Below are 22,268 nucleotides of genomic sequence, written 5' to 3' on the forward strand. Positions count from 1 at the left end.
GTGGCTCATGACTTCTTGGCCTTGGTGGTGTGGGCGGCGACCCAGATCGCGACCGCGATGAGCGTGCCGAGGCCGAAGATCCAGCCGAACAGGCCCTCGGTCACCGGACCGAGGCTGCCCAGGGTGAGACCGCCGGGGTTGGGCTCATCGTTGGTGGTGTGGCGGACGAAGGCCACGATCTGCTTCTTCTGCTCCTCGGGCATGGTGCTGTCCGGGAACGACGGCATGTTCTGCGGGCCGGTCTGCATGGCCTCGTAGATGTGCTTGGCGTCCACGCCCTCCAGCGACGGGGCGTACTTGCCCTTGGTCAGGGCACCGCCCTGGCCCGCGAAGTTGTGGCACTGGGCGCAGTTGGTGCGGAACAGCTCGCCACCCTTGGAGATGTCATCGGGGTTGGTCGAGTTGTACTGCTCCGGCTTCGGAGCGATCGGGCCGGGGCCGAGCGAACCGATGTACGCGGCGAGCTGGTCGATCTCGCCCTGGGTGTAGATCTTCGGCTTGCGCGGCACCTGGGCGCCGGGCTGCTGGGCCGGCATGCGGCCGGTGCCGACCTGGAAGTCGACGGCAGCCGAGCCGACGCCGACCAGGCTCGGACCCTCGCTGCTGCCCTGGCCGTTGATGCCGTGGCAGGAGGAGCAGCCGACGGCGAAGAGCCTCTTGCCCTCATCGATCGCGAGCGACTGCGCGGCGACGTCGGCCTGCGCCTTGTCGGCGGGCGCGAACGCGGCGTACAGCCCCCCGGTTGCCGCCAGGGCGAGAAGTAGGACGACCAGCGCCGCCAATGGGTGGCGCCGTCGTGCGGAGAGCTTTTTCACGGAATAACCCCGGTGTCAGGATCTGGTCGACTGGTGGGTGCACCCGCGGCCGGTCTGGCCGGCACGAGGCTGCCTGTCCAAGGCTGCGCGCGCGGTCGGTCGGTGGGAGCGTCGGCACCGGCAGAAGCGGCCCGTCGCCGGTGAGGGCGGGGGCCGCAGCCGGTGGCCAGCGACCTGATCAGCTGGTTACTTGATCAGGTAGATGGTCGCGAACAGGCCGATCCACACGACGTCGACGAAGTGCCAGTAGTAGGACACGACGATCGCGGCGGTGGCCTGCTCGTGCGTGAAGCGCTTGGCTGCGTACGTCCGTCCCAGGACCAGCAGGAAGGCGATCAGACCACCCGTCACGTGCAGACCGTGGAAGCCGGTGGTCAGGTAGAACACCGTGCCGTACGGGTCGGAGGACAGCGAGAGGCCGTCGTTCTTGACCAGCTCGGTGTACTCGTAGACCTGGCCGCCGATGAAGATCGCGCCCATGAAGAACGTGAGCATGAACCACCCGCGGAGCTTCTTCACGTCACCGCGCTCGGCGGCGAACACGCCGAGCTGGCAGGTGAGCGAGGAGAGCACCAGGATGGTGGTGTTGACCGAGGAGAACGTCACGTTGAGGGCGTGCGCCTTCTCGGCCCAGAACTCGGCTCCCTTGACGGAGCGGAGCGTGAAGTACATCGCGAAGAGGGCCGCGAAGAACATCAGCTCGGAACTGAGCCAGACGATCGTTCCGACGCTGACCATGTTCGGTCGATTGACCGATCCGTGCGCGTGCCCGGTTTCTGTTGCTGTTGCTGTCGCCACGACGGACATTATGTCGGTCCCTTATTCCGTCTTCACGTCGGGGGGTGTCCCTCGGAGTGTCCGGTGCGTGCGGTATGCCCGCTTGGCGGGCGGCGGGGTGCCCGTACGGGGGCTGAGCAGCGGCGTGTCCCTTTTCTGACGGTTCCTCGGAGGGCCCGCTACCCCGTTGCCCGGCGCGCCGTTGCACGGACGGCGCAGTGCCGGGGTGTAGGGGAGGGGGGAGCCGCGTCCGCCGTCCGGGTGGACCGGGAGGGTCCGGGTGACGGGCCGTCCTCCGGGTGGGTGAGCCACGGGCGGGGCGGCTCGGGGGGGAACGTGCGCGAGGGGGACCGGCGACGGGGGAAACGGGAGTAGCATCCGGATCAGGTGAACGTGGTCCGGATCACACTTGAGGGAGCAGGGTTCATGGCGTACACGACCGACGAGACGCTCACCGTCCTCGTCTACAGCGACGACCGCAACACCCGCGAGCAGGTGCTGACGGCGCTCGGCCGTCGGCCCGCCGAGGATCTTCCGGAGCTGTCCTACCTCGAGTGCGCGACCACCCCCGCGGTGATCAGGGCATTGGAGAAGGGGGGCATCGACCTCTGCGTGCTGGACGGCGAGGCGGTTCCGGCCGGCGGGCTGGGCCTCGGGCGCCAGCTCAAGGACGAGATCTACGGCTGCCCGCCGGTGCTGGTGCTGATCGGCCGGCCGCAGGACTCCTGGCTCGCCGCCTGGAGCCGGGCCGATGCCGCGATCTCCCACCCGGTGGACCCGGTGGCGCTGGCCGGGGCGGTCGCCACCCTGCTGCGGGCACGGCTGGCGAAGCGGGCCCCGGTCGCGCGCTGAGCGGTGCCGTCTCAGTACTGGAGATGACAGGGGTCCACGTACCCCGCCGCTCGATAGGCTGGCTCCATCCGTACGGACGTCCCTCGGCACCGGGGGAACCGACAACAGCTGGAGTCAGCCATGGTGAACGTGAACCCTGCGAACGGTGGTACCGACCCCGCGCAGGTGGTCCGCACCTGGCCGGACCTCCTGGCGGCGTTGTTGAAGGGGGAGGACCTCGACCGCTCGTCCACCGCGTGGGCGATGGACCGGATCATGAGCGGCGAGGCGTCCCCCGTCCAGGTGGCCGGGTTCATGGTGGCGCTGCGGGCCAAGGGCGAGACGGTGGACGAGATCGCCGGCCTGGTCGACGCGATGTACGAGCACGCCGAGCCGCTGGACATCCCCGGCCCGGCGGTCGACATCGTCGGCACCGGCGGCGACCGGGCGAAGACCGTCAACATCTCCACCATGTCGGCGATCGTCGCGGCGGCCGCCGGGGCCAAGGTGGTCAAGCACGGCAACCGGGCCGCCTCCTCCTCCAGCGGCTCCTCGGACGTGCTGGAGAAGCTGGGGGTGGCGCTGGACCTGTCGGCCCGGCGGGTGGCCGAGGTGGCCGAGGAGGTCGGGCTCACCTTCTGCTTCGCGGCGAAGTTCCACCCCTCGATGCGGCACGCCGCCACCGCGCGGCGGGACCTGGGGGTGCCGACCGCCTTCAACATCCTCGGCCCGCTGACCAACCCGGCGAAGGTCACCTCGCACGCGATCGGCTGCTTCGACACCCGGCTCTCCGGGCTGATCGCCGGTGTGCTGGCCCGGCGCGGGGCGACGGCGCTGGTGTTCCGCGGTGACGACGGGCTGGACGAACTGACCATCACCACCACCTCGCGGGTGTGGCTGGTGCGCGACGGGGTGGTCACCGAGACGACCTTCGACCCGCGGGACGTCGGCATCGAGCTGGTTGGCATCGAGGCGCTGCGCGGAGCCGACGCCGCGTACAACGCCGAGGTCGCGCGCCGGATGCTGGCCGGGGAGCGCGGGCCGGTGCGGGACGCCGTGCTGCTGAACACGGCGGCGGCGCTGGTCGCGATGGACCTCGGCGACGCGCCGCTGACGGAGCAGCTCGCGGCGGGCATGGCGCGGGCGGCCGAGGCGATCGACTCGGGCGCTGCGCAGGAGCTGCTGCGGCGGTGGTCGGAGGCCACCAGCCGGATCTGAGGCGGTGGTTGAGGGCCCGTGTCGCGTCGTCGGCACGGGCCCGAGCGCCTTGGAGGCGAGCGGGCGGGAACGCCGTCCGGATGGTGGATGCCTGTTTGACCGTCCGACGCACCCGACCTAGAGTCTTCGCCAGGTCATGAGTGACAGCGTCAAGCCCCAGCTGGCTGTCCGGCAACCCTCCGTCCGTGGCGGGGTGCCCTGGGTGAGGACCGGGTCGCCGGGCAAGCCGTCCGCGCGACAAGCGCGGACACCGGACGACGAGCACTCCCGGGGTCCCTTGCCCCCAGAAGGAGTGTGTCCCCATGTCCGTCTCCGTTGACCTCCACGCCCCGCTCGCCGTTCTCGGCCAGGACGTCCAGGTGCCGCTCGCCAGCGGCGAGAAGGTCGGTTACGCGGCACTCGACTACGCGGCCAGCGCGCCGGCGCTCCAGCGGGTGTGGGACGACGTCGCCGCCTACGCGCCGTACTACGGCAGCGTGCACCGCGGCGCGGGGTACCTGTCGCAGCTGTCCACCGACCTGTTCGAGCAGAGCCGCCGGACCGTCGCCGACTTCCTCGACCTGCGCGGCGGCGACCAGGTGGTCTTCACCCGCGCCACCACCGACTCGCTCAACCTGCTGGCCGCCGCCGTCCCGGCCGGCACCCGGGTGTTCGCCTTCGAGACCGAGCACCACGCCTCGCTGCTGCCCTGGGCGCACGCCGGACTGGAGGTCAGCTACCTGCGGGCGCCGCGCTCGCGGGCCGAGGCGGTGGCCGCGCTGGAGGCGGCGCTCGCCGCGGCGTCCGAGGGGCCGAAGCTGCTGTGCGTCACCGGCGCCTCCAACGTGACCGGCGAGCTGTGGCCGGTCGCCGAGCTGACCGCGACCGCGCACCGGCACGGCGCCCGGGTGGTGCTGGACGCCGCCCAGCTGGCCCCGCACCACCGGGTCTCGGTGCGCGAACTGGACGTCGACTGGATCGCCTTCTCCGGCCACAAGCTCTACGCGCCGTTCGGCGCCGGGGTGCTGGCCGGGCGGGCGGACTGGCTGGACGCGGCGGAGCCGTACCTGGCCGGTGGCGGGGCGACCCGGACGGTGGCCCGGGAACCGGACGGCTCGGTGGCGGTGCAGTGGAACACCGGGCCGGCCCGGCACGAGGCCGGCTCGCCGAACGTCATCGGCGCCTACGCGATCGCCTCGGCCTGCCGGGCGCTGACCGAGGCCGGCTTCGACGCGCTGGAGGCCCGGGAGCGGCAGCTGGTCGAGCGGCTGACGGCGGGGCTGGCGCAGATCCCGGAGGTCAGGGTGCTGAACCTGTTCGGCGAGGCCGGCGACATTCGGAGCAGCGCCCGGGTGGGCGTGCTGTCCTTCGTCGTCCGCGGCTGGAACAGCTCGCACTTCTCGGCCGCGCTGTCCGCCGAGTACGGCATCGGGGTGCGCGACGGGCTGTTCTGCGCCCACCCCCTGGTGCGGACGCTGCTCGGCGACGAGGAGGTGGCGCCGTCCGAGTGCGGGGCGCCGGAGCCCTCGCTCCCGGGGGAGCGCAGCCTGAACGCGATCCGGGTGAGCTTCGGGGCCGGGACGCCGGACGAGCACATCGAGCGCTTCCTGACCGCCGTCCGCGAGCTGGTCACCGACGGCGCGGCGTGGAACTACCGCAACGAGGGCGGCCGTTGCGTCGCCGACAGTCGGCGCTGAGGCACGGCCCGTGGGCCAGACGGCTACTCGTCCAGGCCGAGGGCGAAGGCCGCTTCCAGGTCGTGCTGGGAGTAGGTACGGAAGGCGATCTGGGTCTCGGTGTGGGCCACGCCCGGGACCTTGTTCAGCCGACCCGGGATGACCTCGGCCAGGTCGTCGTGGCGGCGCACCCGCACCATCGCCACCAGGTCGTAGCCGCCGGTCACCGAGTACACCTCGCTGACGCCCTCGATGGCGGCGATGGCCTCGGCGATCTCCGGGATGCGGTCGACACTGGTCTTGATCAGGACGATGGCGGTGATCACTGTTTCGGGCTCCTTCGTGGGGTGCGGCCAGCGTATCGGGCCTCAGCCGGGGCGTCTCGAGGGGTGTCCGACCACGGTGCAGGCGTACAGGAAGCCGGCCGAGAAGCCGATCACGTGCACCAGGTAGGCCACCCCGGGACCGGCCGAGTGCACCGACCACCACTGCAGCGCGAACCAGAGGCCGAGCACCAGCCAGGCGGGGAAGCGCAGCGGGAGGAAGAGGAGCAGCGGGACCAGGGCGGTCACCCGGGCCCTCGGGTGGAAGCGCAGGTAGGCGCCGAGCACGGCGGAGATCGCGCCCGAGGCGCCGATCAGGACGCGGGTGGAGTCGGGCGAGTGCGCCTCGGCGAGCGCGAAGCCGTACGAGGCGAGGCTGCCGGCGGCCAGGTAGAAGAGGAGGTACCTAACCCGGCCGACCCGCCGTTCGACGGTGGGGCCGAAGACGTGGAGGAAGAGCAGGTTGCCCAGCAGGTGCAGCCAGCCGGCGTGCAGGAAGAGCCCGGTGAGGGCGGAGACCGCCGGGCGCTTGCCCGGGGTGGGGGCGGCGGGGCAGCCGGGGACCGGGTCGGGGCCCTCGGCCAGCTGCTCGGCGGTGAGCGGGTGGCCGGTCAGCAGCTCGGCGGGGACGGCGCCCCAGCGCTGCTCGTACCGCTGCTCGGTACAGACCTGGGTCAGGCCGGTGCCGTACATCGGGTTGAGGCCGGCGGCCGGGCCGAGCAGGAAGACCAGCGTGTTGACCGCGATCAGGGCGTAGGTGACCGCCGGGGCGGGCACCGCCGGGCGGCCGCCCCGCGCTTCGGTCTGGCCGGGAGCCACGAGCGCCATGCGGCCAAGCATCCCTCCGCGCGCGGCGGGTGACACGGCGGTTTACGGCAGGTGGACTAGCCACCGTGTTCCGGCAACCGGTGGTCGGGGTGGTTGCCCCAGGCAATAGGCTTGGGGCGGGCAATCCCGTCTCCCGCCGCCGACGCCGGGGCTCCGGGGGGAGCGCCTAGCCACCCAGGGACCGGCCGAGAGGATCCCCGATGACTGTCCCCGCACTGACCGCCGAGACGCGCTGGCGCTGCACGCTGTGCGGCAACCTCACCCGCTTCGACGTGACCCGCACCGCGAGGGTGACCGAGTTCCTGCACTTCGACCTGGCCGGCGAGTCCGCGGTCGAGGAGACCGAGGTGCTCAGCGAGACGATCGAGTCGGTGCGCTGCCGCTGGTGCAACGCGGTGGACCAGGTCGAGCTGGTGGCCCGCCCGGGTGCCGAGGGCGCGGAGGCCCCCGCCGAGCAGGGCTGATCCCGCCGGTGCGGTGGGCGGTGCGCGACGCGGCCGTCCACCGCACGGGACAATACAGACAAGACGCACGGAGCGTGACGACAGGGACGGCCGTGGGCCGCACCCGCTGGACCAGGATCGGAGCCGAGGACGTGGTGGACGCAGCGAGGGAGCCCGGCGAAGCGCAGGGGCTTCAGCCCGCTGCGCAGGCACCGGAGCCGGCCGCCGGGACGGTCCCGTCCGAGAGCGCTGCGCCGGAGGGGACCGCGGCAGGGGCCGCTGCCTCCGGCGGCGGTGATTCCGCTGCCGCTGCTTCCGAGGCTGCTGCCTCCGAGGCTGCTGCTTCTGGCGCCGCTGCTTCGAACGCCGCCGCGGAGCGCGCCGCCGAGAAGCTGGACCGGCCGCTGCCGGAGGGCGTGCGCCGGCGCGTGGTCGGGCTGGCCTCGGACGCGCTGGGTGGCCTGGCGACCGCGGAGCTGCCGCAGAGCCTGCGCCAGTACGTCAAGTTCACCCCGGCGCGGCGGACCAAGTACGCGGCCACCGCGCTGGCGGCGGCGCTGGAGTCCGAGCCGGCCTTCCGGGTGCGGATAGCGGAGCGGCTGCGGCTGGGCCAGCCGGATCTGGTGAAGGCGTTGGAGTCGGGCACCGTCCCCGGCGCCGCCGATCCGATGGACGTCGCGGCCGCCGCCTACCTGGTGCGCTCGGCGGGTTGGAGCCGGCTGGTCGCCGAGGCCGGCGAGGAGGCCGAGCGGGCCGGCGCCGAGGACGCGGCGGCGGAGGCCACCCGGCTGGTGGAGAAGCTGCAGGCCGAGCTGGCCGAGGTCCGGGCCGCGGCGCGGGCGGACCTGGACCGTCAGCGCGCGGAGTTCGAGGGCGTCCGGCGGGAGGCCGAGTCGCTGCGCAAGAAGGTGCGGTCGCTGGAGAGCGACACCCGCCGGGCGCAGGCCGAGACCCGGCGGGTGACCGGGGAGCTGGAGGCCGCGAAGGCGCAGGCCGCGGCGGAGCGCAGTGCGGCCGAGGGCGAGGCCCGGCGGCTGCGGCACCGGGTGTCCGAGCTGGAGAACGCCGCCGAGCAGGGCCGCCGGTCGGCCCGCGAGGGGCGCAGCGTCGAGGACATGCGGCTGCGGCTGCTGCTGGACACCGTGCTGCAGTCGGCGCAGGGCCTGCAGCGCGAGCTGGCGCTGCCGGTCTCCCAGATCCGGCCGGCGGACACGGTGGAGGCGGTGGTGCCGGGGGCGGCCTCGCCGCACGACGTGGCCCGGCGCGGCCTGGCCGAGGACGATCCGGCGCTGCTGGACCAACTGCTGGCGATCCCGCAGGTGCACCTGGTGGTGGACGGCTACAACGTGACCAAGACCGGGTACCCGACGCTGCCGCTGGAGCAGCAGCGGATCCGGCTGCTGGGCGGGCTGGCGATGCTGGCCCAGCGCACCCAGGCGGAGGTCACCTGTGTGTTCGACGGGCAGGACCTGGACGTGCCGGTCATCATGGCGCCACCGCGCGGGGTGCGGGTACGGTTCAGTCGGACCGGGGAGACCGCGGACGAGCTGATCCGCCGTCTGGTCCGGGCCGAACCGCAGGGCCGTCCGGTGGTGGTGGTGTCCACCGACCGGGAGGTCGCGGAGGGCGTGCGGAAGGCGGGCGCGCGCCCGGTGGCCTCGGTGCTGCTGCTGAACCGGCTGGCCCGGCCCTGACCGCTCCGGCGGACGTGACGCCTGGTCAGTGCCCGTTTCGGGTGCTTTTCGCGGGGGTGTGCGGATCCGGTGAAGTGAGGGTGGGAACCGGCGTTCACACCTTCGGGGGAGTGGCAAAACGGATAGATCTTCACTAGGGTCTGGCGTCAAACCTATTTTCCGGAATCTCACCCGAACAGGTGAGTCCGATGGAAGAAGGAGCCGGTCCCTTGGCCTCCCACCGCCGTCCCAAGCAGCCGAGCCGCGCGCGGGTCTCCGTGCTCACCGCTGCCGCTGCGACTGCGGTCGCCCTCTCCGCCCAGGTGGCCGCGCACGCCGCGCCGCAGCCGAACACGTCCGACGTCAAGGCGCAGATCGACCAGCTCCAACAGGAGCAGGAGCAGGCGGCGGAGAAGTACAACGGTGCCAAGGAGCGCGCCGACCAGCTCCGCAAGCAGGCCGACCAGCTGCAGGACCAGGTGGCCCGCAGCCAGGACCAGATGAGCCAGCTGCAGACCGGCCTGTCCCAGGTCGCGGGCGAGCAGTACCGCACCGGTGGCATCGACCCGTCCGTCCAGCTGATGCTCTCCTCCGACCCGTCCGGCTACCTGGACAAGGCGTCGAGCGTCCAGCAGGCCAGCGAGAGCCAGACCGAGGCGCTCAAGGGCCTGCTCGACCAGCAGCGCCGGCTGGACCAGGAGAAGGCCGAGGCGGCCGCCGTGCTGGCCTCGCTGGACTCCACCACCAAGGACCTCAACCAGGCCAAGGCGGACGTCAACACCAAGCTGAAGGCCGCGCAGGACCTGCTGAACTCGCTCAGCGCCGCCGACCGGGCCGCGCTGAAGGCCCAGCAGCAGCAGGACGACCGCGCCTCGCGCGCCGCCGCCCGGGTCGACCTCAGCAGCCTGCCGCCGGCCAGCGGCTACGCGGCCGTGGCCGTGGCCAAGGCGATGAGCAAGCAGGGCTCGCCGTACGTGTGGGGCTCCACCGGGCCGAACACCTTCGACTGCTCGGGCCTGATGGTCTGGTCGTACGCCCAGGCCGGGGTCTCGCTGCCGCGCACCTCGCAGGAGCAGGGCAACGTCGGTACCCGGGTGCCGTCGCTGGACCAGGCCCAGCCCGGCGACCTGGTGATCTACGGCAGCGACCGGCACCACGTCGGGATGTACATCGGCAACGGCATGGTGGTCCACGCGCCGCACACCGGCGACGTGGTGAAGGTGATGAAGGCCGACGCGATGCCGATCAACACGATCCGCCGGGTCTGACGGCCCGACACGCCGGGCGGTCGACCCCGGCCCTGTGATCCGCGCCACCTCCCGATCCGGGGGGTGGCGCTTCGGGTTCGCCCGCTCCTCGTCCGCCCGGTGAGCGTCGATCAGCTTTGTGTGCAGCGGCGATCACGATCAGTCATTTTCACAAAAGAACATGGGCACTCTTCCATCTTTTTTCTGACAAGGATTTGAACGGATCACGGTTCAGTTACTAGGGTCGTGCCCCGAACCACCGCACTGTCGATCACCCAGCCCGGGTGGCGGCGGTGGTTTCCGTCGAGTTCGCGAAACAGCGGGGCGGTCGAAGCGACTGCCCGACAGGGGAGCCCAGTGGTCGGGGGCGCTGCGGAGCGGAGCCGGGGAACCACGTTCCTCCGGGGTGAATCGGCGCCAGGTCGGCCGTTGGTGGGCCGTGAGGCGTCGTAGGGCATGCTTCCGGCCCGAACCCGTCAGCTCACCCGGTAGGCGGAGTAGGAAGAAGGAGTCCGCCTTCGTGGCGTCCCATCGTCGTCCCAAGCCCGCCAGCCGCGCTCGCGTCTCGATCCTGACCGGGTTCGCCGCCGCGGCCGTCGCCCTCTCCGCGCAGACCGGCGCGCACGCCGACCCGCAGCCGACCAAGGACCAGGTCAAGGAGCAGGTCGACCAGCTCAACGAGCAGGCCGAGCAGGCGACCGAGAAGTACAACGCGGCGCAGGAGAAGCAGCAGGAGCTGGAGAAGCAGGTCTCCGGCATGCAGGACCAGGTGGCCCGCCAGCAGGCGCAGGTGACCGACCTCCAGGGCGGTCTCGCCGAGATCGCGGGCGAGCAGTACCGCAACGGCGGCATATCCCCGACCGTCCAGCTGATGTTCTCCTCCAGCCCGGACAACTTCCTCAACCAGGCCGGGGCGCTGAACCAGGCCGGTGACACCCAGAAGAACCAGCTGAAGCAGCTCCAGGACCAGCAGCGCAAGCTGGACCAGGACCGCACCGAGGCGCAGGGCAAGCTCGCCGAGCTGGAGTCCACCACCCAGCAGCTGAAGTCCTCCAAGGAGGACGTCCAGAACAAGCTGAAGGCCGCCCAGGACCTGCTCAACACGCTGACCGAGCAGGAGCGCCAGGCGATCAAGGCGGCTGAGGACAAGGCCGCCGCCGACGCCAAGGCCAAGGCGGACGCCGCCGCGAAGGCCTCCCAGTCGTCCGGCTCCGACCGTGCCTCGCGCGACAGCGGCCGCACCGACCTCGGCTCCTCGCCGGTCACGATCGCCCCCGGTAGCTCGCACGGCGCCGCCGCACTGGCCGCCGCCGCGACCAAGGTCGGCAGCCCGTACGTCTGGGGTGCCACCGGCCCGGGCTCCTTCGACTGCTCCGGCCTGATGGTCTGGGCGTTCAACCAGGCCGGCGTGTCGCTGCCGCGCACCTCGCAGGAGCAGGCCGGCGCCGGCACCCGGATCGGCACGGACCTCTCCCAGGCCCAGCCCGGCGACCTGCTGATCTTCTACGGCGACGCCCACCACGTCGGCATCTACGCGGGCAACGGCCAGGTGCTGCACGCCCCCAAGCCGGGCGCCTCGGTCCGCTACGAGGCCGTTTCCAACATGCCGCTGGCTTCCATCGTGCGGGTCTGATCGCACATCGGCGTTCACGGGCCCGGCCCTCCGTCACGGAGGGCCGGGCCTGCGGCTTTTCCGGGGACTCGCTCCGATGTCCGAATAGGGCTCAAATATTCGGGTCCGGAGGGGTTTGGACTCACTTGCCCGGACTCGCTAACGTCTGCCACCGGACTCCCGCTCGACGGCCGCCCACCGGGGCGCGGCCGCGGGGCCGTGCCGCAGGACTGGAGCCGCTGCCGCCATGCCCGTGCACCGCCCTTCCCAACTGCTCGCCCGTGCGCTGGTACTGACCGCGGCCGCCACCACGGCCCTGGGCGTGGCGACCGCCGGAAGCGCCCAGGCCGCTCCCCGGGCGCCGGACGCGTCCGAACGCAAGGACGTCAAGGCGCAGGTCGAGCAGCTGTACGACGAGGCCGAGCAGGCGTCGGAGAAGTACAACGCCGCGCAGGAGGCGCAGAAGCGGCTCCTGGCCGAGACCGCGAACCTCCAGGGCGAGGTCGCCGCCGCCCAGGAACAGTTCAACCAGCTGCGCGGGGACCTGGCCACGGTGGCCGGGGCCCAGTACCGCGGCGGCGGGATGACCCAGACCGTCCAGCTGATGCTCGCCACCGATCCCGGGGCCTACCTCGACCGCGCCCGCACCCTCGGCCAGGCCGCCGAGCGGCAGCAGGAGACGCTGCACGAGCTGGTCACCCGTCAGCGCCGGCTCGACCAGCGTCGCGCCGAGACCGCGGCCAAACTCGCCGAACTGGACCAGGCCCGCCGGTCGCTGGCCGAGAACAAGCAGCAGATCCAGCAGCGGCTGGCCGCGGCGCAGAAGCTGCTCAACGGCCTGGGCGCCGCCGAGCGGGCCAGGATGGCCGCCCAGGACGCCCGGGAGGCCGAGCAGCGCGCCACGCGCGGCACCGACCGGCTGGACCTCGGCACCGCCCCGCCGGCCTCCGAGCGCGGGGCGGCCGCGCTGGCCGCCGCGGTGCGGATGATCGGCTCGCCGTACGTCTACGGAGCCACCGGACCCCGTGCCTTCGACTGTTCCGGTCTGATGTACTACAGCTGGCGGCAGGCCGGAGTGACCCTGCCGCGGACCTCGCAGGCCCAGGCGTACGCCGGGCAGCGGATCAGCCTCTCCGAAGCACGGCCGGGAGACCTGGTGATCTTCTACCGGGACATGCACCACGTCGGGATGTACGCCGGCGGCGGGGTGATGGTGCACGCCCCGTACCCGGGTGCCAAGGTCCGGTACGAGAGCGTCAACTCGATGCCGGTCTCGGGGGTGGTCCGGCTCTGAGTGCGACGACTCCGGGCCCGGCGGACACACACCCGATGGACGCGGCCGGTCGCGTGCTGTCCCGGCGCGGTGCGCTGCTGCTGGCGGCGGGTGGGCTGGCCCAGCTGTCCCTGCCCCCGGCCGCCCCGACGGCGCCGCCGGACGGGCGGGCGGCCGACCGGCGCGCGGAGGTGGCCGGGCTGCTGGCGGAGCGGGCGCGCTCGCTGCCCGTCTGGTCCGGGCTCACCGGGGCCGGGGCGACGTACCGCAACCTGGTGCTGTCGCCCGAGCAGGGGGCCCCGGCGGCAGGCGGGCCGGACCGGCTGACCGCGTCCGTCGAGCTGGCGGTGCGGATCGCCGGGTACGACGAGTACCCCGTGGTGTACCCGCGCCGGATCGAGCTGGTCCGGGACGGGGGCGGCTGGCGGGTCGATCACGAGGAGGGCACCGACGGACCCCCGGCGCCGTGGGACCTCGGCCCCGCCCGGACCGCCCCGGGCGCCCGGTGCCTGGTGCTCGGCCTGGCCGGCGGGCCCGACCCGGCCGGTCTGGTCGCGGTGGGGGACCAGGCGGTGCCGGCCGTCAGCGCGGTCTGGGGCGACGGCTGGGCCGGCCGGCTGCTGTTCGAACTGCCCGCCACCGAAGCGCAGTTCGCCCGGCTGCTGGAGGCCGACCCGGCGGGTTGGACGGGCATGGCGGCGGTCACGGTGGCCGCCCCCGGCGCGCCCTGGCACACCCCGGCGGACCGGGTGGTGATCAACCCCGAGGCGTTCGGGCGGCTCAGCGACTTCGGCCGGCAGGTGGTGGTCACCCACGAGGCCACCCATGTCGCGACCCGGGCCGACACCCGGGCCTGGACCCCGCTCTGGCTCTCCGAGGGCGTCGCCGACTGGACCGCCTACCGCGAGTCCGGCCGCCGCCCGCAGCAGATCGCCCCCGAGCTCACCCGGGACGTCGTCGCGGGGAGGCTGCCCACCGCGCTGCCCGACGACGGGGACTTCGCGGCCGGCGCCACCGGCATCGCCCAGGCCTACGAGCAGGCCTGGCTCGCCTGCGACCTGATCGCCCGCCGGTACGGGACCGAACGGCTGGTCGCCTTCTACCGGGCGGTCGGCGCGGCCGACGGCCAGGGCGAGGACCGGGAGCGCCGGACCGACCGGCTGCTGCGCGGGGAACTGGGCGTCGGCCTGGCCGAGTTCACCGGGCTCTGGCTGGCCGAGGTGCAGGCGTTGAAGAGCTAGCCGGGGCCCGTCTCAGCGCCCGGCCGGGTGGTCGATGCCGTCCAGCAGGTCCTGCTCGTACGCGATGCCCGGACGGACCGGGTAGGCGGGGGCGGGCGGCAGTGCGGCGGGTTCGGACAGCACCACGGTGGGCGGCAGGGGCGCGGCGGCCCGGGTGGAGCGCCAGAGCCGGATGGCGGAGAGCACGGTGGCGGTCAGCAGCAGCAGGTTGCGCAGGCCCAGCACGGTGATCGCCAGCGGCTCGCTGTTCAGGACCTGGGTGAACATGGTCGGGAACTCGAGCAGGGTGAGCGGGCAGGCGAGCAGGATCAGCAGCGCCACCGGCCGCTGGCTGGTGCCGCGCACGGTCAGGCAGACCGCCGCCACGCCGATCAGCCAGACCAGGTACTGCGGGCTGATCACCCGACTGGTCACCACGAAGACCAGCAGCGTGCACAGCGCCGCGTCGTACATGGTGGCCGCGTTGCGGCGGCGGGCGGTGAAGCGCCACAGCAGCAGCCAGAGGAAGCCCAGCACGGTGCCGGCCATCATCACCTTGCTGACCACGCTGACCCACGGCCCGAGCATCTCGGGGGAGCCGTAGTTCATGGTGACCCTGCCGTTCCAGCCCCCGGCGATCCGGGCCAGGTGCAGCGGCAGGGCGCCGACCGACTCGACCTCGATGCCGCGGTCCTTCTGGAAGGCCAGGAAGCCGAAGGCGCCGTTCATCCCGGCCGCGAGCAGGAAGCCCACCGAGACGGCGGTGGCCGCGGCCAGCGTCCAGGAGCGGCGGGTGCGGCGGCCGGACGGGGTGCCGATCAGGCCGAGCAGCGGCCAGACCTTGACGATGCCGCCCAGGCCCAGCAGCAGTCCGCCGACCGCCGGGCGGCGGATCAGGGCGAGCAGGCCGGCCAGGGCGAGCGCGGTGACCAGGAGGTCGAAGCGGTTGTAGATCATCGGGCCGAGCAGCGGCACGCCGACCACCCACATCCAGGCGCCGGTCAGCGCCCGGCCCCGGCGCAGGCCGGTGCGGACCAGCAGTGCGGCCGCGGCGGCGTCGGCGATGCCGCAGATCACCCAGAACGAGGTCAGGTACGACCAGGGCAGCAGGCCCGGCAGCAGGATCACCAGGGCGGCGCCGGGCGGGTACTGCCAGGTCACGTCGTCGAACGGGAAGGTGCCGGTCTGCAGCACGCCGTACCAGGCGTGGTAGATCATCCAGACGTCGGCCGTGACGTCGCCGCCGGGCGACTTCAGCACGCCGGTCATCAGCAGCACCAGCACGGTGCGGGTGGCCACCCAGGTCGCCCCGAGGGCGGCGAGTGCCCCGAGCGGGCGGCCGAGGCGGCCGCGCGAAGTACCGGACTCGGTGGCCGGGGCCAACTCCACTGCGCTCCCTCGTTCGTCTCGACGTCCTCACCGGAGGCGTCGTGCTGACGGACGCCCGGGCCGCCGCGTCCGCGGCCCTGGGGCCGGTCTCCGGACCCACGTACTAGGACTGGCCCGGGGGTCAAACGGTTGCCGTGTGCGGTTCCGTTCCCGGCGGCTCATGGTGTTGACCTATCGTACGGATCACCCAGCGGTACACCGAGCACCCCCCGACCGAGCGAGCCGTGGCCTGATGCACAGAACCTTGATCGTCACCAATGACTTCCCGCCCCGCCCGGGAGGCATCCAGGCCTTCGTGCACAACATGGCGGTCCGTCAGCCCGCCGGGAGCGTCGTGGTGTACGCCTCGACCTGGCGGGACGGCACCGAGGTGCGGCGCTTCGACGCCGAGCAGCCGTTCCCGGTGATCCGGGACCGCACGAAGGTGATGGTTCCCACACCCCGGGTCACCCGGCGGGCGGCCGAGATCCTGCGCGCGGAGAAGTGCGACTCGGTCTGGTTCGGCGCCGCCGCCCCGCTCGGCCTGATGGCGCCCGCGCTGCGCCGGTCCGGGGCCGGGCGGCTGCTCGGCATGACCCACGGCCACGAGGCCGCCTGGGCCCAGCTGCCGGGCTCCCGGCAGCTGCTGCGGCGGATCGGCGCGGGCACCGACGTGCTGACGTACCTCGGCGAGTACACCCGCTCGCGGATCGCCGCCGCGGTCGGGCCGCGGGCCGCGGCCCGGATGGTGCAGCTGCCGCCGGGCGTGGACGAGTCGACCTTCCACCCGGCCTCGGGGGGCGCGCAGGTACGCCGGCGGCTGGGGCTGGCGGACCGGCCGGTGGTGGTCTGCGTCTCCCGGCTGGTGCCGCGCAAGGGCCAGGACACCCTGATCGAGGCGATGCCGCAGATCCTGGCGGACGTGCCGGACGCGGTGCTGCTGATCGTCGGCGGCGGACCGTACCGGGCGGACCTGGAGAAGCTGGCGGAGGCCAAGGGCGTACGGGCCTCGGTGCGGTTCACCGGCTCGGTGCCGTGGGAGGAGCTGCCCGCCCACTACGGGGCCGGGGACGTCTTCGCGATGCCCTGCCGGACCCGGCGCGGGGGGCTGGACGTGGAGGGCCTGGGGATCGTCTACCTGGAGGCCTCGGCGACCGGCCTGCCGGTGGTCGCGGGGGACTCCGGCGGGGCGCCCGACGCGGTGCTGGAGGGCGAGACCGGGTACGTGGTGCCGGGCGGCTCGGCCGCGGCGGCCGCGGAGCGGATCGTCCGGCTGCTGGGGGACGAGGAGCTGCGGCGGCGGATGGGCGAGGCCGGGCGGCGCTGGGTGGAGCGCTCCTGGCGCTGGGACCTGCTGGCCGGGCGGCTGACCTCGCTGCTGGCGGCCTGAGGCCGGCGCGTTCGGGAACGTGGACGGGCCCCGCCTCCCCGGGAAGGGAGGCGGGGCCCGTCCGTGCCTGTGGCTACTTCCGGTAGAGCGCCTCGACCTCGGCGGCGTAGTCCTTGAGCACGACGTTGCGCTTGAGCTTGAGCGAGGGCGTCAGGTGGCCGCTCTCCTCGGAGAACTCGGTGTCCAGCAGGCGGAACTTCTTGACCGCCTCGGCGTGCGAGACGGCCGCGTTGCCGTCGTCCACCGCGCTCTGGAGGGCGGCCAGCAGGTCCGGGTCGTCGGCGAGCTCGGCGACGGTGGCGGTGGCGGGCTTGCCGTTGAGCTCCTTCCACTTCGGGAAGAAGTCCGGGTCGATGGTGATCAGGCAGGCGATGAAGGGCTTACGGTCGCCGACCACCATGACCTCGCCGACCAGGGCGTGGGCGCGGATCCGGTCCTCGATCACGGCCGGGGCGACGTTCTTGCCGCCGGCGGTGACGATGATCTCCTTCTTGCGGCCGGTGATGGTCAGGTAGCCCTCGGAGTCCAGCGAGCCGAGGTCACCGGTGGCCATCCAGCCGTCCTTGAGGGTGTCGGCGGTGGCCTGCGGGTTGTTCCAGTAGCCGGTGAAGACGTGCGGGCCCTTGAAGTAGACCTCGCCGTCCTCGGCGATCCGGACGGAGGCGCCGGGGACCGGCTGGCCGACCGTACCGATCTTCGGCTTGTCCCACGGGTTGAAGGCGGTGGCCGCGCAGGTCTCGGTCAGGCCGTAGCCCTCCAGGACGGTGAAGCCGATGCCCCGGTAGAAGTGGCCGAGCCGCTCGCCGAGCGGAGCGCCGCCGGAGATCGCGTGGGTGGCCCGGCCGCCGAGGGCGGCGCGCAGCTTGCTGTAGACCAGCCTGTCGAACAGCGCGTGCTTGAGCCGCAGGACCAGGCCCGCGCCGCCGGCGTCCAGCGCCCGGCTGTAGGCGATCGCGGTCTCGGCGGCCTTGTCGAAGATCCTGCCCTTGCCGTCGGCCTGGGCCTTGGCGCGGGCGGTGTTGTAGACCTTCTCGAACACTCTGGGCACGCCCAGGATCAGGCTCGGCCGGAAGGCGGCCAGCTCGGCGGTGACGTCCTTGATGTCCGAGACGTGGCCCAGCTTGATCGGGGCCATCGCCGGGGCGATCTCGGCGATCCGGCCGAGCACGTGGGCCAGCGGCAGGAAGAGCAGGACGGAGCTGTCGCCGGTGCGGAACAGCGGGGCCAGGCGCTCGACCACGTTGCCGCACTCGGCGAGGAAGTTGCCGTGGGTCAGCTGACAGCCCTTCGGGCGGCCGGTGGTGCCCGAGGTGTAGACGATGGTGGCGATGTCGTCGGGGCCGGCGATCGAACGGCGCTCGTGCACCGTCGCGTCCGGGACGTCCCGGCCGGCCTCGGCCAGCGCGGCGAGCGCGCCGCCCTCGATCTGCCAGGTGTGCTCCAGCGCCGGCAGCCGGTCGCGGACCTCCCCGACCACCTTGACGTGCTGGTCGGTCTCGGTCAGGACGGCGACCGCGCCCGAGTCCCCGAGGATCCACTCGACCTGCTCGGCGGAGGACGTCTCGTACACCGGCACGGTGATCGCGCCGGCCGTCCAGATCGCGAAGTCCAGCAGCGTCCACTCGTACCGGGTGCGGGACATGATGCCCACCCGGTCGCCGGGCTCGATGCCCGAGGCGATCAGGCCCTTCGCGGCGGCGTGCACCTCGGCGAGGAACTGGACCGAGGTCAGGTCCTGCCAGCTGCCGTCCACCTTCCGGCTGAGCACCGCGACGTCCGGGTGCTCCTCGGCGTTCCGGTGCACAGGGTCGGAGAGGTTACCGCCGCTCGGTACCTGGTAGAGGGCCGGAAGGCTGAAGTCGAGCAAGACTGCTCCTCGTTCGCGACGCTGCGGGACGGCAGGACGTTACTGCCCGGTAGGCAGCTTCGACCAGGGGGTCGGCCCCGGTGTTCGAAGTGTCACACCCGGCCGGGTCGGACCAGGCCGTGACCGGGTCGTTCGACTGGCACCCTACGGCAGCCCACTGGTGACCGGCCGGTAGCATGCCCCCGTCGCCCGGCCCGCCCCGCCTCCCGCCGGTGCCCGCGCGGCCGAGTCGATCGCCGGTCGCGATAGCCTGCTCCGGGCGGACCGGGTCGAGCGCGCCTCGACCGGGCCCGCAGGCAGAGGGACGACACGGAGGGCCATTCCATGGCGGAGCACACCAGGTCGAGCATCACCATCGACGCGACCCCGGCCGAGGTCATGGCCGTGATCGCCGACTTCGCCGCCTACCCGGCCTGGACCGGCGAGGTCAAGGAGATCGAGGTCCTGGAGACCGCCGAGGACGGCCGCGCCGCCGAGGTCCGGCTGCTGCTGGACGCCGGCGCCATCCGCGACGAGCACACCCTCTCCTACGCCTGGGACGGCGACCGCGAGGTCCGCTGGACCCTCGTCCGCAGTCAGATGCTCCGCTCGCTGGACGGCTCCTACACCCTCGCCCCGCTGTCCGGCGGCCGCACCGAGGTGACCTACCAGCTCGCCGTGGACGTCAAGATCCCGATGCTCGGCATGATCAAGCGCAAGGCCGAGAAGGTCATCATCGACCGCGCGCTGGACGGCCTGAAGAAGCGCGTCGAGGGCTGACGGGGGCTGACGGGGACCGGCACGGCGGAACGGGGGCTGACGACATGACGGCGACGCGCACCATCCTGGTCAGCGGTGACGCGGGCGCGCCCACCGTGGCCGCCGCCACCGCCCTGCACGCCGCCCGGAGCGGCCACCGGACCTGGCTGCTGGCCGCCGACGACCCGCACCGCACCCTGGACGCCGCCCTCGGCACCCGGCTGGAACCCGAACCGCTGCGCCACGCGCCCGGTCTGACGGTGTCCCGGATCGACGAGCAGGCCGCCTTCCGCTACGCCGTTGGCGAGCTCACCGGCCGACTCAAGCCCGCCCTCGACCTGCTCGGCGCCGAACAGCTCGACCCCGAGGAACTGACCGCCCTCCCCGGCATCGCCCGGCTCGCCCTGCTGCGCGCCCTGCCCGCCGCCGACCAGGACGTCCTGGTGGTGCTCGCCCCGCCGCCCGCCGAGCTGATCGCCACTCTCGCCCTGCCCGAGCAACTGGCCCGCTACCTCGACCGGCTGGTCCCCGAGCAACGGCAGGCCGCCCGCGCGCTGCGCCCCTTGCTGGCCGGACTGGCCGGCGTCCCGATGCCCGCCGAGTGGCTGTACGAGGGGCGCACCAAGGCCGCCGCGGTGCTCGCCGAGTCCCGCGCCGCGATCAGCGACCCGGGCACCAGCGTGCGCCTGGTCGTGCCGGCCGACGGCCACCCGTACGGTGAACTGCGCCGGATCCGGGCCGGGCTCGCGCTGTACGGGCACCGGCCGGACGCCGTCGTGGTGCACGGCGCGCTGCCGCCGGCCGCCCTCGCCTCGCCCGATCCCTGGCTGGCCGGGCTGGCCCGCCGCCGCCAGGAGGAGCTGGACCGGCTCGCCGCCGAGACCGACGCCCCGGTGCTGGTCACCGGCCCGGCCGAGGGCACCCTGGAGGCCGTCGCCGACCGCCTGTACGGGGACGGGCCCGGCCCCGAGCGGCTGGATCCGGAGCCCTGGCCGGTCGAGGACCGGCTCGCCGAGGACGGCCTGCTGGTCTGGCACCTCGACCTGCCCGGCGCCGACCGCGCCGGGCTGGACCTGGTCCGCCGGGGTGACGACCTGGTGGTCGGCCTCGGCGCCCACCGCCGGGTGCTCCCGTTGCCCGCCGCGCTGCGCCGCTGCACCGTCGCCGGGGCGGGGCTGCACGAGGGCGTGCTGTCGGTGCGGTTCGCGCCCGACCCTTCGCTCTGGCCGCAGGGCTGACGGGCTTTCGACCTCTTCGAGCGGTGCCGCCGGTCGGGTAGCGTCGGGCCAAAGGGCCGCGGGGTGCGGCCACGGCTGAGGAGGCGCCCGCGATGACCAGCACCGACGACCGTACCGAGCCCGGCACGGAGCAGGGGAGCGGGCAGTCCCACCCGTTCGGGCCGGAGCTGGGCCCGCTGGTGGACGAGGTGCGCCGGTTCGCCACCGCCGTCGGCGAGAAGGCGCAGGAGACCAGCGCCACCACCCTGATCGCCCTCTCCGGGCTGGCCGACCGCCTGCGCACCGAGCAGCCGGAGGTCTACTCCCACCTCGCCGCGGTCGGCACCGGGCTGGCCGCCGCGGGCGCCGAGCTGCTGGCCGCGTACCGGGCCGCGGTGACCGGGCACGAGCGGCGCTGGACGGCCGGGGAGGGAGCGCCGGTGGAGAAGATCGACCTGGACGAGCCCGGCCGGGCCGGGGGCTCGGACGAGGGCTCGGGCGGGGCTGACGGGGTGTCCGCCAAGCAGTGAATCCGTAACCTTCGGAGCGTGACCGTGTTGCTCTCATGCGTCACGAAGGAGGAGATTAGATAAGACTTTTGAAGCTTCGCGGCCCGGTTTTCCCAGAATTGTCTTCGGATAATGTATGCGAGGCTGTGTACGGGGGCTGGGTTGGGCGGTACCGTTCCGTCCAGCGGGAACGAGTGAATAGCTGAGGGACACATGGCTCTGACCATCGGCGTCGATGTCGGCGGGACCAAGATCGCGGCAGGCGTGGTCGACGATGCGGGTGCGATCCTGGCGCGGACCCGGGTCCCCACCCCGGCCGACCCCCAGTGGGCGGTCGACGCCATCGCGCAGGCCGTGCGCGAGCTCAAGGAGCAGCACCCCGACGTCACCGCGGTCGGCGTCGGCGCCCCCGGCTTCGTCGACAGCAACCGCTCCACGGTGATCTTCGCGCCCAACATCGACTGGGAGAACGAGCCGCTGCGCGGGCGGATCGAGGAGCTCACCGGTCTGTCGACGGTGGTCGAGAACGACGCCAACTGCGCCGCCTGGGCCGAGTTCCGCTTCGGCGCGGCCGCCGACCACCAGGACATGGTGCTGATCACCGTCGGCACCGGCATCGGCGGCGGCATCGTCCTCGACGGGCGGCTGCACCGCGGCCGCTTCGGCGTGGCCGGCGAGATCGGCCACCTCAACATGGTCCCGGACGGCCTGCAGTGCGGCTGCGGCGGCAAGGGCTGCTGGGAGCAGTACGGCTCCGGACGCGCGCTGCGCCGTTACGGCCGGGAGCGGACCGCGGCCGACCCGGTGCGCGGCCGGCGGATGCTGGAGCTCAACGACGGCGTCGCCGAGACCATCCGCGGCATCCACATCACCGAGGCGGCCGAGGAGGGCGACCCGCTCGCCCTGGAGTGCTACGCCGAGCTGTCCGACTGGCTGGGCCGCGGCATGGCCGACCTCGCCGCGCTGTTCGACCCGGGCGTGTTCGTCCTCGGCGGCGGCGTCTCCGACTCCGGCCGACTGCTGCTCGACCCGGTCGCCAAGGCCTTCGAGCACTACCTGACCGGCGGGGTGCACCGCCCGCGCGCCGAGGTCGTGCTCGCCTCGATGGGCTCCGCGGCCGGCATCGTCGGCGCGGCGGACCTCGCCCGCACCTGACCCCGACACCTCCTTCGTCGGACCCGCCGGCGGCGGTGCGACCGGGCCCCGACCGATCCCGGACGCGCCGCCGTCGTCGTCGGGCGTGTCTGGCCTACGGTCCTTCCCG

The 22,268-nt window shown here is 73.2% G+C and carries 20 protein-coding genes and 2 riboswitches; of the genes, 14 read left to right on the forward strand and 6 right to left on the reverse strand.

All coding sequences use genetic code 11. The features are described from left to right. Positions 1-5: 5 nt before the first annotated feature. Together ACH4J0_RS05020 and ACH4J0_RS05025 are read right to left on the reverse strand one after the other, a co-directional pair. Positions 6-815 (reverse strand): c-type cytochrome, encoded by an 810-nt coding sequence (locus ACH4J0_RS05020; protein WP_396236287.1) that lies wholly within the window; start codon positions 813-815, stop codon positions 6-8. A 186-nt stretch (positions 816-1,001) separates the two neighbouring features. Next, on the reverse strand, positions 1,002-1,622 hold the full coding sequence (locus ACH4J0_RS05025) for a heme-copper oxidase subunit III (protein ID WP_396236288.1): 621 nt from the start codon (positions 1,620-1,622) through the stop codon (positions 1,002-1,004). A gap of 396 nt (positions 1,623-2,018) precedes the next feature. On the opposite strand from ACH4J0_RS05025, the gene ACH4J0_RS05030 reads away from it, so the two are divergent. The 3 genes from ACH4J0_RS05030 (at position 2,019) to ACH4J0_RS05040 (ending at position 5,317) form a co-directional block, all read left to right on the forward strand. After that, on the forward strand, positions 2,019-2,444 hold the full coding sequence (locus ACH4J0_RS05030) for a hypothetical protein (RefSeq protein ID WP_396236289.1): 426 nt from the start codon (positions 2,019-2,021) through the stop codon (positions 2,442-2,444). A 120-nt stretch (positions 2,445-2,564) separates the two neighbouring features. Continuing rightward, entirely contained in the window at positions 2,565-3,641 is a 1,077-nt protein-coding gene (gene trpD / locus ACH4J0_RS05035) for an anthranilate phosphoribosyltransferase (RefSeq protein ID WP_396236290.1), read from the forward strand. Positions 3,642-3,773: 132 nt separating this feature from the next. After that, positions 3,774-3,891, forward strand: a riboswitch (SAM riboswitch). Between the two features lie 52 nt (positions 3,892-3,943). Next, complete coding sequence (locus tag ACH4J0_RS05040) at positions 3,944-5,317, forward strand: aminotransferase class V-fold PLP-dependent enzyme (RefSeq protein ID WP_396236291.1); 1,374 nt, start codon at positions 3,944-3,946, stop codon at positions 5,315-5,317. A 23-nt stretch (positions 5,318-5,340) separates the two neighbouring features. Here the strand turns inward: ACH4J0_RS05040 and ACH4J0_RS05045 are convergent, their stop codons facing one another. Further along, a complete protein-coding gene (locus tag ACH4J0_RS05045) occupies positions 5,341-5,622 on the reverse strand; it encodes an Lrp/AsnC ligand binding domain-containing protein (RefSeq protein ID WP_030240061.1) in 282 nt (93 codons plus the stop codon). 42 nt (positions 5,623-5,664) lie between these two features. Further along, positions 5,665-6,447, reverse strand: a complete 783-nt coding sequence (locus tag ACH4J0_RS05050) for a rhomboid family intramembrane serine protease (protein ID WP_396236292.1) — start codon at positions 6,445-6,447, stop codon at positions 5,665-5,667. Positions 6,448-6,647: 200 nt separating this feature from the next. Here ACH4J0_RS05050 and ACH4J0_RS05055 point away from each other — a divergent pair, with 200 nt between their 5' ends. From ACH4J0_RS05055 to ACH4J0_RS05080, 6 genes are all read left to right on the forward strand, one after another. Continuing rightward, on the forward strand, positions 6,648-6,911 hold the full coding sequence (locus ACH4J0_RS05055) for a hypothetical protein (RefSeq protein ID WP_396236293.1): 264 nt from the start codon (positions 6,648-6,650) through the stop codon (positions 6,909-6,911). Positions 6,912-7,282: 371 nt separating this feature from the next. Beyond that, the gene (locus ACH4J0_RS05060) at positions 7,283-8,584 is read left to right on the forward strand and encodes an NYN domain-containing protein (protein WP_396236524.1); all 1,302 of its coding nucleotides are present in this window, start codon (positions 7,283-7,285) and stop codon (positions 8,582-8,584) included. Positions 8,585-8,793: 209 nt separating this feature from the next. Next, on the forward strand, positions 8,794-9,831 hold the full coding sequence (locus tag ACH4J0_RS05065; RefSeq protein ID WP_396236294.1) for an NlpC/P60 family protein: 1,038 nt from the start codon (positions 8,794-8,796) through the stop codon (positions 9,829-9,831). A gap of 337 nt (positions 9,832-10,168) precedes the next feature. Beyond that, a riboswitch (cyclic di-AMP (ydaO/yuaA leader) is annotated at positions 10,169-10,320 on the forward strand. Between the two features lie 10 nt (positions 10,321-10,330). Beyond that, positions 10,331-11,443: an NlpC/P60 family protein gene (locus tag ACH4J0_RS05070; protein WP_396236295.1), complete on the forward strand. Its 1,113-nt coding sequence runs from the start codon at positions 10,331-10,333 to the stop codon at positions 11,441-11,443. Positions 11,444-11,669: 226 nt separating this feature from the next. Next, entirely contained in the window at positions 11,670-12,716 is a 1,047-nt protein-coding gene (locus ACH4J0_RS05075) for an NlpC/P60 family protein (RefSeq protein ID WP_396236296.1), read from the forward strand. 35 nt (positions 12,717-12,751) lie between these two features. After that, entirely contained in the window at positions 12,752-13,936 is a 1,185-nt protein-coding gene (locus ACH4J0_RS05080) for a hypothetical protein (RefSeq protein ID WP_396236297.1), read from the forward strand. Positions 13,937-13,948: 12 nt separating this feature from the next. On the opposite strand, the gene ACH4J0_RS05085 is transcribed toward ACH4J0_RS05080, so the two are convergent. Next, entirely contained in the window at positions 13,949-15,304 is a 1,356-nt protein-coding gene (locus tag ACH4J0_RS05085; protein ID WP_396236298.1) for a glycosyltransferase 87 family protein, read from the reverse strand. Positions 15,305-15,536: 232 nt separating this feature from the next. On the opposite strand from ACH4J0_RS05085, the gene ACH4J0_RS05090 reads away from it, so the two are divergent. Beyond that, positions 15,537-16,673 carry a glycosyltransferase family 4 protein gene (locus ACH4J0_RS05090; protein WP_396236299.1) on the forward strand — a complete coding sequence of 379 codons (1,137 nt, stop codon included), beginning with the start codon at positions 15,537-15,539 and terminating at the stop codon, positions 16,671-16,673. 73 nt (positions 16,674-16,746) lie between these two features. Here ACH4J0_RS05090 and ACH4J0_RS05095 read toward each other — a convergent pair whose 3' ends face one another. Continuing rightward, a complete protein-coding gene (locus ACH4J0_RS05095) occupies positions 16,747-18,540 on the reverse strand; it encodes an AMP-dependent synthetase/ligase (protein WP_396236300.1) in 1,794 nt (597 codons plus the stop codon). A gap of 324 nt (positions 18,541-18,864) precedes the next feature. Between ACH4J0_RS05095 and ACH4J0_RS05100 the strand changes: the two genes are divergently transcribed. The 4 genes from ACH4J0_RS05100 (at position 18,865) to ACH4J0_RS05115 (ending at position 22,159) form a co-directional block, all read left to right on the forward strand. Beyond that, positions 18,865-19,299, forward strand: coding sequence for an SRPBCC family protein (locus ACH4J0_RS05100; protein WP_396236301.1), 435 nt, complete (start codon positions 18,865-18,867; stop codon positions 19,297-19,299). A 44-nt stretch (positions 19,300-19,343) separates the two neighbouring features. Further along, positions 19,344-20,516: an ArsA family ATPase gene (locus tag ACH4J0_RS05105; protein ID WP_396236302.1), complete on the forward strand. Its 1,173-nt coding sequence runs from the start codon at positions 19,344-19,346 to the stop codon at positions 20,514-20,516. Positions 20,517-20,608: 92 nt separating this feature from the next. Beyond that, positions 20,609-21,025: a DUF5304 family protein gene (locus tag ACH4J0_RS05110; RefSeq protein ID WP_396236303.1), complete on the forward strand. Its 417-nt coding sequence runs from the start codon at positions 20,609-20,611 to the stop codon at positions 21,023-21,025. A gap of 192 nt (positions 21,026-21,217) precedes the next feature. Further along, the gene (locus ACH4J0_RS05115; RefSeq protein ID WP_396236304.1) at positions 21,218-22,159 is read left to right on the forward strand and encodes an ROK family glucokinase; all 942 of its coding nucleotides are present in this window, start codon (positions 21,218-21,220) and stop codon (positions 22,157-22,159) included. Positions 22,160-22,268 lie beyond the last annotated feature (109 nt).

It is taken from the genome of Kitasatospora sp. NPDC017646 (assembly GCF_044329365.1).
Lineage (GTDB): Bacteria > Actinomycetota > Actinomycetes > Streptomycetales > Streptomycetaceae > Kitasatospora.